This window comes from Fictibacillus aquaticus, from assembly GCF_002245695.1.
GTDB lineage: Bacteria > Bacillota > Bacilli > Bacillales > Fictibacillaceae > Fictibacillus > Fictibacillus aquaticus.
This window is the reverse complement of record NZ_NOII01000003.1, coordinates 583,680-596,396: the sequence shown is the minus strand read 5'-3', so window position 1 is coordinate 596,396 and position 12,717 is coordinate 583,680. Positions and strand designations below refer to the sequence as shown.

The 12,717-nt window shown below is 41.5% G+C and carries 14 protein-coding genes; 4 read left to right on the top strand and 10 right to left on the bottom strand.

Annotated elements, in window-relative coordinates; genetic code table 11:
- Window positions 1–536: 536 nt before the first annotated feature.
- The 3 genes from CGZ90_RS13340 to CGZ90_RS13330 form a co-directional block, all read right to left on the bottom strand.
- On the bottom strand, window positions 537–1,007 hold the full coding sequence (locus CGZ90_RS13340; protein ID WP_094252991.1) for a DinB family protein: 471 nt from the start codon (window positions 1,005–1,007) through the stop codon (window positions 537–539).
- An 82-nt stretch (window positions 1,008–1,089) separates the two neighbouring features.
- Complete coding sequence (locus CGZ90_RS13335) at window positions 1,090–1,371, bottom strand: hypothetical protein (RefSeq protein WP_094252990.1); 282 nt, start codon at window positions 1,369–1,371, stop codon at window positions 1,090–1,092.
- A 310-nt stretch (window positions 1,372–1,681) separates the two neighbouring features.
- The gene (locus tag CGZ90_RS13330) at window positions 1,682–3,985 is read right to left on the bottom strand and encodes an Ig-like domain-containing protein (protein WP_094252989.1); all 2,304 of its coding nucleotides are present in this window, start codon (window positions 3,983–3,985) and stop codon (window positions 1,682–1,684) included.
- A gap of 136 nt (window positions 3,986–4,121) precedes the next feature.
- On the opposite strand from CGZ90_RS13330, the gene CGZ90_RS13325 reads away from it, so the two are divergent.
- Window positions 4,122–4,898 (top strand): hypothetical protein, encoded by a 777-nt coding sequence (locus tag CGZ90_RS13325; RefSeq protein ID WP_094252988.1) that lies wholly within the window; start codon window positions 4,122–4,124, stop codon window positions 4,896–4,898.
- A gap of 113 nt (window positions 4,899–5,011) precedes the next feature.
- Here CGZ90_RS13325 and CGZ90_RS20770 read toward each other — a convergent pair whose 3' ends face one another.
- Entirely contained in the window at window positions 5,012–5,182 is a 171-nt protein-coding gene (locus CGZ90_RS20770) for a hypothetical protein (RefSeq protein WP_165766850.1), read from the bottom strand.
- A gap of 389 nt (window positions 5,183–5,571) precedes the next feature.
- Between CGZ90_RS20770 and CGZ90_RS13320 the strand changes: the two genes are divergently transcribed.
- Entirely contained in the window at window positions 5,572–6,711 is a 1,140-nt protein-coding gene (locus CGZ90_RS13320; RefSeq protein ID WP_094252987.1) for a S8 family peptidase, read from the top strand.
- Window positions 6,712–6,785: 74 nt separating this feature from the next.
- Here the strand turns inward: CGZ90_RS13320 and CGZ90_RS13315 are convergent, their stop codons facing one another.
- On the bottom strand, window positions 6,786–7,610 hold the full coding sequence (locus tag CGZ90_RS13315) for a cupin domain-containing protein (protein WP_240515434.1): 825 nt from the start codon (window positions 7,608–7,610) through the stop codon (window positions 6,786–6,788).
- 157 nt (window positions 7,611–7,767) lie between these two features.
- On the opposite strand from CGZ90_RS13315, the gene CGZ90_RS13310 reads away from it, so the two are divergent.
- Both CGZ90_RS13310 and CGZ90_RS13305 read left to right on the top strand, forming a co-directional pair.
- Window positions 7,768–8,106 carry a hypothetical protein gene (locus CGZ90_RS13310; RefSeq protein WP_094252986.1) on the top strand — a complete coding sequence of 113 codons (339 nt, stop codon included), beginning with the start codon at window positions 7,768–7,770 and terminating at the stop codon, window positions 8,104–8,106.
- A gap of 339 nt (window positions 8,107–8,445) precedes the next feature.
- Complete coding sequence (locus CGZ90_RS13305) at window positions 8,446–9,171, top strand: Fic family protein (protein WP_094252985.1); 726 nt, start codon at window positions 8,446–8,448, stop codon at window positions 9,169–9,171.
- A gap of 69 nt (window positions 9,172–9,240) precedes the next feature.
- Here the strand turns inward: CGZ90_RS13305 and CGZ90_RS13300 are convergent, their stop codons facing one another.
- From CGZ90_RS13300 to CGZ90_RS13280, 5 genes are all read right to left on the bottom strand, one after another.
- Window positions 9,241–10,125 carry an ADP-ribosylglycohydrolase family protein gene (locus tag CGZ90_RS13300; protein ID WP_094252984.1) on the bottom strand — a complete coding sequence of 295 codons (885 nt, stop codon included), beginning with the start codon at window positions 10,123–10,125 and terminating at the stop codon, window positions 9,241–9,243.
- 30 nt (window positions 10,126–10,155) lie between these two features.
- Complete coding sequence (locus CGZ90_RS13295) at window positions 10,156–10,380, bottom strand: hypothetical protein (RefSeq protein ID WP_094252983.1); 225 nt, start codon at window positions 10,378–10,380, stop codon at window positions 10,156–10,158.
- A gap of 37 nt (window positions 10,381–10,417) precedes the next feature.
- Window positions 10,418–10,981 (bottom strand): hypothetical protein, encoded by a 564-nt coding sequence (locus CGZ90_RS13290; protein WP_094252982.1) that lies wholly within the window; start codon window positions 10,979–10,981, stop codon window positions 10,418–10,420.
- 119 nt (window positions 10,982–11,100) lie between these two features.
- Window positions 11,101–11,625 (bottom strand): hypothetical protein, encoded by a 525-nt coding sequence (locus CGZ90_RS13285; RefSeq protein ID WP_133063590.1) that lies wholly within the window; start codon window positions 11,623–11,625, stop codon window positions 11,101–11,103.
- A gap of 282 nt (window positions 11,626–11,907) precedes the next feature.
- Window positions 11,908–12,678 (bottom strand): hypothetical protein, encoded by a 771-nt coding sequence (locus tag CGZ90_RS13280; RefSeq protein WP_094252980.1) that lies wholly within the window; start codon window positions 12,676–12,678, stop codon window positions 11,908–11,910.
- Window positions 12,679–12,717 lie beyond the last annotated feature (39 nt).

Here is a 12,717-nt window from a genome sequence, read left to right as displayed (position 1 = left end):
ATTTGCGGGTCGAAGTGGGGAATTCTCGGGTCGGAATTAAAATTTACGGGTCTAAATCTTGATTTGCGGGTCTGGCGAGGCTAGACAAGCTAGATTGCGCACTCCCTTCTGCGTACCGTACCCCGGCTACCGACTAGTTAGTTCCCTCTCATAAAAAAAGAAGGCAGACCGCAGTCTGCCTTCCTTCTTGCGCCGTTTAGGAGGTTTTTCGGGCTATCTCACGCTGGTTGAGTCTAAACTCACGCGGGTTTAACAACATCTTGCGCCGGTGACTATCCAAGGGGCTTTTAACTTGCCTAAAGAGGACTATTTTTAGTTCTCCTGCGCCGCTTCACTTACTGCCCTCGCCACTTACCCTTACTCTTAAGCGGCGCGAACTTGCTCCTGCGCCACAATCCACTTATCTTGCGCCGATTCCTTCTTCCTGCGCCACTTCAGCTTCTACTCGCGCCACACAAAGCAAAACCCCCGCCGCTCGCCCCCTCACCCACGCCACAAAAATAGAGACCCAATGAAACACACAAAGCACTAGCACATCAATCCCAAATTTTAACTCTAGGAATGTCTGCTGTCCTTAAATAGTCTAATAGCTGCCCAGTATGTACCGATTCATGATAAGCGATTCGCAGCAGCATATCTCCTAGATCTCTTATGTATCCTGATTCTGAACGATTAATTTTGATAGAATTCAAATCATCTTCCGAAAACGATCTTACTGTATCTAAAAACTTTACTCTATATTTGTCTGCAAAATCTAACTCTGCTTCCACGGTAGTGTAAGGAGGGCTTTCAAATGGAGAGTCAAACGCAGAGAGGCTTCCTCTGTTTTGGATGGCCAAGTGATAGTAATGTTCACTTTCTAATACATGTCTAACCATCTCTAAACAAGTCATCGCTTCATTATCTGGCTTCCAATGAAGTTTTTCTGCTGGAATTGAAGTCCAAACCTTTATGCTCCTTCTTCTAACCTCTTTAAAATTTAGGATGATCAAATCGATTGCGTTCATAAGTGCCCCCTTTAAGAATTTGTCTTCATTATACACGAATAGACGTTCTACTTAGAGCACAGACTGGTGTATCCCTGGGTATTTATTTCGGCGTCAAAATAACTCTCTCTTTATCTTGTTCTATAAGTATTTCATAGCAAACATCCTGTAATTGGACTCTAAGTTCTAATGGAATGTTTACCTTCCCTCTATCTAAAATCTTCCGTTTATATTTTCTCTCACGCTTATCGATGACCACTTCGCCTTGTAAGCTATCAATCCCCACAGTATCACCCACTTTGATACCAAACTCGTCTCTCCACACTGCCGGATAAAAGAAATACCCATTGCTGTTGTCATACACCTTGCCAGTACGAATTATCACGTTATCACCCGCCTGAGTCATGATGTTATTGTTTTCCGCTGCTGCGAGTGTTTGAAACGGGTATATTTAACGAAAAATGGGGATATTCTCAACAATTTCAGGTTCTAAGTTCCTAGTGAAATCGAATAGTTTGTTGTTATAAAACTAGTCACATCTTAATAGTATCTTCCTTTTCTATTCACACTTTTATAGTAAACTACTGACATGACTTCCCTTTAACAAAAGCTAACCTCCGTGAAATCCAGCTCTACAATAAAACAGACTCCCCAGCTCGATAAGTTGGCCGATGGAGTCTATTAATCATTTTTTACTACGCTTTCACAACCTTAACAACAGCAGCAGCACTCGTATTCTTCGCTTTATCAGCAGCCGTCACACCAAGCTTAACACCTGCTTTTTGCTTGCTGATCTTGATAGTGAAAGAGCCCTTTGAATTCGCAGTTCCTCTGCCGATAACCTTCGACCCCGATTTGATTACAATCGACGCTCCTGCTTCAGCTTTTCCGGTTACGCGAGTATCATTACTGTCTACTCGGTTAACAGTTGGAGCTTTTGGAGGAGTCTTATCCAATACAATGACCGTTTTCGCCCCACTAATGTTCTTCGCTTTATCCGCAGCCGTAACGCTCAGCTTCGTCCCGGCTTTTTGCTTAGCTACCTTAATGGTAAAAGAACCTGTACTCGCGGCAACCGTCTGACCGATGACACGCGTACCGTATTTCACTACAACCGTTGCACCGGATTCAGTTTTGCCAGTCACTTTCAAATCATTATCATCGACCGCATTTACAACAGGTACACCTGGCGCAGTTTTATCCACAACTGTCACGCTCGCAGATTTACTGACGTTGCCAGCCTGATCTTCCGCAACTAAAGTAAGCTTCGTTCCCGCTTTCTGTTTGCTCACTTTAACAGAAAACACGCCCCCAACAGCTGTTGCAGTTCCGATGACTCGATCCCCTGACTTCACGCTGATTGCTGCTCCTGCTTCCGCTCTACCCGTTACCACAGTATCGTTGTCATCGACAGCATTCACGGATGGAGCCGGCGGAGCTGTTGCATCACTTACCGTTAAGTAGACAGCAGGACTTATGTTTCCTGTGGCGTCGGTCGCATACACCTTAAGTCGTGAACCTGCTTTTTGTTTAGGAATCGCGATGGAAAACTTGCCATCTTCATCAGCTGTTGCTTTTCCAACTACGAGTGTCCCTGTTTCAACAGTAACAACAGACGCCGGTTCAGCATTACCCGTCACAGCCACAGACTGATCGCTCACTTCGTTGACAGTTGGAGCAGCTGGTGGCTCATAATCATACTCAGGCGAAAGTTCAAATTCACCTAAATAATCGCTGTAGCGGTTCTCATCGTTTTCGATATAAAAACCGCCAAGCGTTGATCGGCTGTACCCGCTTTTCTCGAAAACAACCTCATACTCTCCAACCGGAAAGCCCGTGTATTCGAACTCACCGTCTTCATTGGTTTTGATTGTTTTATAAAACACTCTCTCACCGTTTATGATGCGAAAAAAACTTACATCCGCATCAGCGATCGGGCTCTTACTTCCTTCTTCAATCACTTTGCCGTATGTTTTATCTTTTAACAGGTCAAAGAATTCCGTCTCATGGGCGATGGACCATTCTTTGCCGAAAGAATCCTTTAAACCTGTCACCTGAACGCTGAACACTTCCCCATCCTGTATGTAATCCAGATTATCTGGTTTGAATATGATTCCATTCACATTGCCATAGCCTTCTAATGAGACTGAGAAGAAGCCGTCCGAACCAGCATTGGAGAATGTCCACTTCTTGCCGTCTGATTTACGAGTCAACGTTACCTTGACATTGTCCTGAGGCGTAATCTTGGAATCTATTCCAATCGACCAAGGGTAGTTAGTCTTAAAATATTCCTTAGGGTACACACCATTGCCAGGGTACGCAACGTACGAGAACGGAAAATACGGCGTGTCAGCAGCTTGAGCAAATACGTTCATGGCAGAGTAAGCATAATAATCATCTGCCGCTAATCCGAATCCAATGGAAGAAACATAAGGAGAAAGGATCCACATCCGGTGGCCGACCGTTTCCATGTTAGAAGGACTTGAATCCTCCATGTACATATCCACCGTACGTGACAGCATATTACGGCTCATGTCATAGCTCAGCATGGCAATGTTACTGGTCGATGCAGAATGATAGCCTTTGTAATAAAAATCAGACGACATATCAGACGGCTTCGATGGAAAATGGCTTAAATAACCGTGCTTTGCCAACAGCACCGATCCATGCTGAGACAGATCGTTTAACTCATTTAAACTTTTCAGATTCATAGGCAAACCTGATAAATAACGGTAAAAGTTTGCCGTATTTTCCCCTTGTGTGATGTATTCAGGAGATAGCGCCCCTGCTAAATAAGGGCTTTTAATAGACGGCTTAACTGTAAAAGGATTTGCCGAAGTATAACGGTTCTTGTCCGTAGTCTCCCACTTCTGAATAATATCTGTTTTAGCCGGTCCTGACATCGGCTTCAGCAACTCTGCCGCCGAAGCTTCAAAAGGACTCCATAGCAGGGATCCTGCAATAATTGTGCTGATAAGCAATTTAAGGTTTTTAAACAAAATCAACGCTCTCTTTCTGTATGTATTATTCTGTTAGTCTTTCAAACACGGCGAAATCTATCAATCTATTACTGCCACAATCATTATATCCAAAATTAACCTTTTGTGTAATAGTTAAGATGTAAGGGGGATATATATGAGGCAACTAATGTTATTGTGGATAGGTCTGCTTATTCTAGGGGGATTTGCTGGCTGTGGCGAGGAAAAAGCGAAAAACCGCGAGCAGAAAAACTATGCTCTCTCCGGCAGCTGGCTAAATAGTGACGGCATTTTGACCAACGATAGCGGAGGATTTTTTACAATTCGTGAGAACGGCAACACCTTTACATTACATAATAAGAAAAAGGACTACATCTTTACATTTAAAAGGACGGGAAGCAAGAAAAACGCCGACGTCGTAACCGCTGAAGTGACAGACTACCAATCAGCTGCAGATCAGGAGGGTGCCATCCTAATCGGTAAGAAAGCAACGTTTAGTTTTTTAACGGAAAACGGGATAAACGTTCAAATTCATGATAAATACGGCGAAATATCAGACTTCAGTGAACTGACCCGCACGGAAAAAACATACGAAGGAATGATCGCTGAAAAAGAAGAAAAAGTATTGGACTACAACAAGTACGTTGAGTTCGTGAACAAAACATTCGCCCAGAATCAATGGAAATCCGATACTGGCAAAACAAACATAACCTTCTACATCATGGAAGGCGGGTTTATGGGAATTAAGAACCTGGACAGTGGTGAGGATGTTGCCGTCGGTGTGAGTGGATACACAGCGGACAGCATCAAAGGCGATATTACCGGTACGTCTAACAAGGAATGGGAGCAGCAACCTTTTACTGCTGTAAAAAACAGTAATAATACGATCACACTTACGATAGACAAGACCACCATTAAGCTTACTAAACAATAATTTGTGATGGTAAGTGAACCTATCCACATCCGCCAATGCCTTGATTGATGCTGAATTATTTCAAAACAGAGATTAATCGCGAAAGCATCCTGTACTAGCAGCAGGATGTTTTCCTATTTCTTGTCTAAGACCAACTCCAAAACCCTCCGCTGGAACTCCTCCTCCGATATTTCATCCATTAATCGAGCTCTCACAAGTTCAGTATGTTCCGGCGTGATCTCTATGTTTTCCAACTCGATGGACGCTTTTGCTTGATCTAGTGCTTGTTCTATCTTCTCTTTCACTGTTCCCTCTCCTTACTGCTTACTCCATTTTCTTTCTCTATCCTATTTATCGTTACTCTCTATCTATCTTTTAAGACATTTCAATAAAAAACCGCTCTAGTTTTGTCGACTAATGCAGAATTTAAGCACCTAAATAGTTTCTCAATGAAAGTTAAAAACTTTTATTATAACACTATTGGTGGTGGTTTGTTTATTGGGAAAAAGAAGCCGTTCTTTAGCTCTTTACACTCTATTTACAACCATTATTTTCCCGATATGGTAATTAAATTGTTTATGTTACGATTACCGAGTAATAGTCAAACTTTTCTGAAATATACATACGGGCCCGGGACCTGACCACCAAGAGCACATGGTTTGATTGTTATAAAATCATGATTGGGGGAAAAGAAATGAAAGCTGTCTTACGATCATTTAGTGCTGTACTCAGCTTATTATTTGTTCTATCCTTATTTGCGGGTCATCTGCATTTCTCCGCATCGGCTGCTCCAGCAGACAAAGGTCCGAAAAACTTCCTCGTTGGTTTTAAATCAGATATACAAACAGCTCAAATAAACAATGTGAAAAATTTAGGTGGGCAGGTTAAGCATCAGTATAAATTCATGAATACGATGCTTGTTTCAATGCCTGAAGCTGCGGCTGAAGCACTAAAGAAGAACCCGAACGTGGCCTATGTGGAAGAAGATCAGATGGCATATGCGATCGGTCAATCAACGCCATGGGGAATTCCTCATATTAAAGCGAATCAAGTGCATGCAACTGGAAATACTGGATCTGGTGTAAAGGTTGCTGTTTTGGATACAGGAATTGACGCTTCGCATGAGGATTTGAACGTCCGCGGCGGTGCGAGCTTTGTTGCGGGTGAGCCGAATGCGCTGACAGACGGCAACAGTCATGGTACGCACGTGGCTGGTACTGTTGCGGCATTAAATAATACAACAGGTGTACTTGGTGTAGCTTATTCAGCTGACATTTATGCCGTAAAAGTTCTCGACAGTTCTGGAAGCGGAACTTACAGCGGCATCATTCAAGGAATTGAATGGGCTGTTGCCAACAATATGGATGTCATCAACATGAGCTTAGGCGGAAGCTCTGGCTCAACAGCGCTTAAAGCAGCATGTGACAACGCCTATAACTCAGGTGTGCTAGTCGTTGCGGCTGCTGGTAATTCCGGAACGAAAGGTAAGCAGAATACGATCGGATATCCTGCTAAATATACATCAGTAATGGCAGTCGGCGCTGTCGATTCCAGCAACAACCGCGCTTCATTCTCTAGCGTAGGTACTGAGCTCGAGGTTATGGCCCCAGGTGTGAGCATTCTTAGTACGGTTCCAGGAAACGGATACAGCAGCTATAATGGAACCTCAATGGCTTCACCTCATGTTGCAGGAGCTGCCGCCCTCATCATGGCAGGCAACCCAGGACTCTCCAACGTCCAAGTACGTCAGAAGCTAAATGATACAGCTGTACCACTTGGTGATTCGTTCTATTATGGAAACGGAGTCATCGATGTGTACGCTGCGACTAGATAATAAAAAAGTATCCGAGTATGGACTTTGTTTAAAGTCTTTACTCGGATTTTTTGTGATTTTCCGTGCTTCCCTATTCATTCCGCTGCTATCGCAATAGCCTTCGTTTCATGAACAGTACCAAACGGGTGCTCAGGCGGGGCGTATATCGCATACAGTTTAATTGGTTTTCTTCCGGTATTGGTCAGGTTGTGCCATTTTCCAGCGGGTATCATAATTGCGAAGTCATCATAAGCTTGGACTTGATAATCTAAGTTATTGGGACTGTCACCCATCTGTACAAGTCCTTGACCTTCTTCTATACGCAAAAATTGATCGGTCGTAGGATGAACTTCTAAACCGATGTCTTCCCCTACCCCTATGCTCATAAGCGTCACTTGCAATTTGTCTCCTGTCCATAAAGCCGTTCGGTACGTTTTATTTTGTTTTGAAGCTTCGTCAATGTTAACAACAAACGGTTTGCCGCCATAATCTCTCAATTCAATAGGAATACGCTTTTTTAACCATCCAAGACGCTCAGCACTTGCTCTTTTTTGGTAAGCCGCTTGTAATAACGCTTGCTGAACATAAGGATGATAACAGCGATAATAGTTGCTTTGATAGAACTGGCAGCCCTCTTCCTCTATCTGATACGCTTTTTGCAGTCCCTCTTCGTAACTTTGAAACTCCACATGACGTCTTTCATACTCAGGCTGTTTTCCTGTTAATGTGGTGTACAGTTCTGTAAAATACCTCAAATGATTTTTTTTCGACTCTAAAGCATAAAAAATAGCGTTCCTGTGATTCTGATCTGGTGCCGCATGTGCTAAACGGTTATAGCATTCCAATAGCGAACGTTCTCTTTGAATTCCAGCAAGAATGAATTCCAAACCCTGTGGCTGTGTATTCGCTGTATCATGCACAGTACCCACTCCCTTAAGACTTATTGCCATCATCATATGCCCAGGACTTGAGAAAGTGCCTAAAAAAAGACTGCTGATATATTTGCGTAGCGTGAAAATGCCTATAAATGGTAAAATTATGAAAACAAACACTACGCCGATAACCAAGGGGGCTAATATGAGGAAAATACAATTAATCATCACACTGTTAATACCCGTTTTGATACTCTCTTACATCTGGTTTGGCGACTCGATCATTTACTCTAAGGAAATAAAAATAGCATACGATTATGTACATCCCCGTTCTCAAAAAACGATAAAGAATTGGAAGCTGGCACAGGTCACGAGCTATACACCTACTGGAGATACAGAAATAAAGAACAATAAAACAGACAAATATGTGAATGTACAAGGTAAGGAATTAGTCATCGTCTCGTTTAAAACCCATGATGAAGAGATTACAGTATTTATTGATAAAAACACGAATGAGGTTTTGGGGAATGGGATGAAGAAATAATGGATTTTTAAACAGTTGTTTAAAATTAGCCAAAGAAAATGAAACCCTGATTCAACATTTTGAATCGGGGTTTTAGTTTCTGTAAATTTAATTCACTTTAATCGTCAAACTCGCTGTTACCATTGTCATACCCTATTAAAATGAAGCCCAGGAACCATCCGCCTCCGCTTCCTCGTGTACATAAATAGTGTAATTATATATAATTAAATATAACCATTAACCTTAAAACAAAAGGATTTTGTAAGGTAAATAGATTCATTTGATTTCGAGATACGGTAGCCGAGATTCTTAGACATTTATCAACTGTCCATTTGAAAATGAAAGGAGGCGGATGTCATCATGTTTACTTCTATTGACGAAAAGAAGATGCAGCTCGATTTAAAAAGACCACTACCTAAGCACACTTTGAATAGTTTGAGGGAAAAGATGTTATTGGAATGGACCTATCATTCTAATGCAATCGAGGGCAATACGCTCACAATGAATGAAACAAAGGTTGTTCTTGAGGGGATTACTGTTGGTGGCAAAACGATGAGGGAACATTTAGAAGTCATTAATCATCGTGACGCTATTCTTTATGTAGAAGACATTGTACAGAAGAACGAACCATTTTCTGAATGGCAGATAAAAAACCTTAATCGCCTGGTGCTCAAAGGAATTCATGATGACTATGCAGGTGTTTACCGAGATCAACAAGTCCTCATTGCAGGCGCTCAGCATACACCACCGCCTCATTTTCGAATTCAAGAAGAAATGGAAGAGATGATGAATTGGTTTAACTGCGACGCACAAAAACTGCATCCAATAGAACGGGCCGCTAAACTACATGCCATTTTCGTAGGTATCCATCCTTTCATAGACGGAAACGGACGAACCTCCCGCCTCTTAATGAATCTTGAATTACTGAAGGCAGGCTTCCCTCCAATTATCATTAAAATACAAAATCGCCTTGCTTACTACGAAGCACTAGACAAAGCCCACACAACCAAAAACTATGATGACTTCATCCACCTAATCGCTTTAGAAACTGAAGCCTCACTCGATCTATATCTCAGCGTTTTATAACAAAAAGCTTTCTCTTTATAAAGAGAAGGCTTTTTTGTAATTATTAAACATTCGACGAGAGAACCCTTACTACTTAGCATGCTTAACTTCTAATCTACTACGATAAATTCTCTCTCCTAATGTCATTAGCTCTTTTTCACCCAGTAATCTCGAAGTGTCCACACCTAGTCCTTCTAATCCAACATGAATTCCCTTTAGCCCGCCTGCAATTGCGGCAATCGTGTCACTGTCTCCGCCTTTGTTTGCGGCAGCTGTCATCATTTTTTTGTAGGAATCATACCGCCACAGGTAATGCAGGACCCATTTCAGCGTATGAACGACATAGCCATCTGCCGGGCAGTCTGGCTCTTCTTCAAATATGCCTTCATATCTTGTGCCCTGTACCTCAGCTGCAATGGATTCTTTTAGCTCTTCCCCTTCAAGCAGCCTGCGCGCAATTTGGTTATAGATGACGCAAGCCTCTGACGCCGTATCGTCATAGTGTGTCATTTTGGATTGCTGTATCGTAATCTCTGTCATTTTATCGGGATCAGAATAGTATAGCGCGATCGGCAGACATCGCATAAGAGTTCCGTTGCCTGCACTTCTTCCATTCAAATATTCATGTGTTTTGAGGGCAGCATCGAACCAATCGCCTTCATAACAATCGAACGCGGTTTGAATGATATTCCCAATATCCTTTGGTCTTGAATCTCTCCATAACAAGAATTCCTTGCCGATCTCTTCAAGCGGATCTTCAGGGCAAGCCAGAATCCCTTTCGCCACAGCGATGGTCATGGCGGTATCATCGGTCGTCTCTCCAGGTGCTAAATTCCACACCCCTCCGCCGAATGTATAATCATCCACGCTCCCATACTTCTCCCTAATTTCACTCGGCGTCATGAACTCGGTAACGCCTCCCCATGCATCTCCAATCGCAAAGCCAAGCAAGGAACCTTGTATTTTATTTAGCATCGCCGTCCACCTCGCTCCCCTTGTTACTTGTCAATTCCTATTGTTCCCCTTAAAAATAAGTAAAAAAGAACCTACGATTAAACCTGTAAATCCAATCGAAATGAAAATAAAGGATCTTATAACATAATCAAGCAAATATCTTTCATCACTTCTATAATCAATATAAGATGTCCACTCCAGGGCCAAATCAGGACTGAATACAATCATTAATAAACCTGCTATAAGCAAAGTGATCCCCAATTTTTTTCTACTCATATAAACCTCCTAGCACTTGTTTGCATCTGTTCTGCATCTATTCAAAAAATGCCAAATTTGAGTTATGAAAATCATTAGAATCCATGAAAGAATCCTTCACTTTTTCTGGCAAAGTACTAACTGAGGAAAAATACTTTCCTTTTGATAGAGTTATCATCTTTTCCAGTTTATAAGTAGTATTTTCATCCTCAATGTTGTAACTAATCGGTAAGTTTACTGCCTCTACGTTGTTTTTGTTTTCTCCGTAAAAAAGAAAAAACGGTCCTTCACTCGTTTCTAGATGTTCATAGCTAAATTCCGAAGTGCCTAAAGTCACATAATTGATTTTATAACGGCCAAATAAGTTCCGATCCAAATAGGCATATCCCGTTGTTTCGTTATTCGTCTCATATAAAATTATCCTATTTGAACTGCCGAAGGAAAGATCGTTAATAATATGATGGATTGTAACTTCTGGCTCCTCATCGTTATTATGAAATTCTTCTATGGACCGGATGATTTCTTCCTTACTTTCCTCTTTTAATAAAGGATAAGAAGAATAATAGATTCCAAGACTTATAAGGAAAACAAAGGGTAAAAAGAACAACAAATTCTTTTTCATTTTGCGTTAACCTGCCTTTACTTTTATGAGCAATAACTAAATATTACCATAAATTCCAATGATAAGATGACCTGTACATATAAAAAAGAAAGCGCGGGCTACGCACTTCCTTTCCTATTTCAATCGTATTTTCGCTGGATAGAGTGAACTCTTAACGGTTCTTTGGAATCCTTTGTCTTGGTCATCTTAACCGTGTAGACGTGATTGCCAGATAGCTCGTTGTACTGATACTGCGATATGGTTACGAACAGATTGCCACCTCTAGTTGTATATTTGACAGAAGGGTATTTTGTCTTTCCTTTTAGGCATTTTTTGTTCCAGCAGAACCCGGTTTGAGCGTAACTCATGTCATCACTTGGCGGAACAGAGTAAATCAGCTCCCCTTTTGCGTTAAACCCTTTACTTTTATAATAATAATTGACGAACTTACGAGTGAATTCAGTAGTAAATCCTTTTTCCATCAACGCATAAGCCTGTGCTTTTGTTTTTATGCCGGCAAACGTACTCCTCTGCAAATCGCGCGCCCTTTCCAGATAAACCTGCTCTTTCGTTTTCGCCGCTGCATTTGCCGCACTTGCGCCAAACGCTCCCCAGATTGAAAATGCCATGACCATACTTAGGAAAAACAAAAAACCTTTTTTCATTTTAAAATTGCCTCCGCCTTTTTTGTGAATAATCGCCGTCAGCATTCCGGATATGCCGCAGCGTTCTATTTACTTATTAGACGAATGGCGAGCGAGTTAGGAAACAAAAATTATAAATTTTTTTTCGCATTAAAAACTGGCATCGTTTGCTGACACAAAATTATGAGTAAGTACATAAAAATCCCTACTGGAAGGATTCCCTCTTTCCAGCCGAGGATTTTGGATAAATCATCCAATCAGTACGTTACCTCAGGAAAAGGTACCGTACCCCGATTATGTTAACTATTCTTTCGAGAACAACGGCTCGTGTAGATCTCTATGTATTACCCATGAAGAGCCTCTTTCTACATCATACTTTGCTGTCCATGAGCCGCTCAGTTCACCTTTTGTCCAGTTCTCTTTTAAAGTGATGATATATGAATAATCTCCCGTTTTTTTAATAGAGGTTTCTCTTGTGATAACATATCCGGATACATTTTCTGTTACAACTTTATCCTCTTTCGGGAAACTCCCCAAAGTGTTGTCAGGTTCATAAATTACATATTCAATCGCGTCTTCTGCTGTAAAAGGGTCTATTGCATTGTTAATTGCATTTCCAAAAAGACCAAGAGTCAGCGTGATCAAAGCAAAAGAACCAAATACGATCGCCGGCAACAGAACAATTCTTTTTCCTTTATCAAACCGGTCCTTTACCCATAAATCGATGACCGCGTATAGAATAGCCACGGGTACTCCGAGTAAAATAAACCCTGCATTTTTAACATATAAGGCCGGTAATGCGCCGAAAACCCCGTGCAGCAGAATATATACTGCGACTCGTAACTTGTTTTTCTTTTCCCAAAATATCAGTAACACCTCTACAACTAATGAAGCAAGATTGCCATAAACAAAGATAATCGCTCCCGCATACATGATAATCATAAACGTAAATGCTAAGAAACTATATCCAGGATGTCCGTTGTTCCAAGCAGAAGCAAACCCTCCATACATTGAAAAAATAAGACTAGAAAAAAACGTAGCAATTAGCTTTCTGCCACCGAATATTTCTTTCATGTTAACCCCTTGCTTTCCTGCTCTATTATCTCTAAAGTT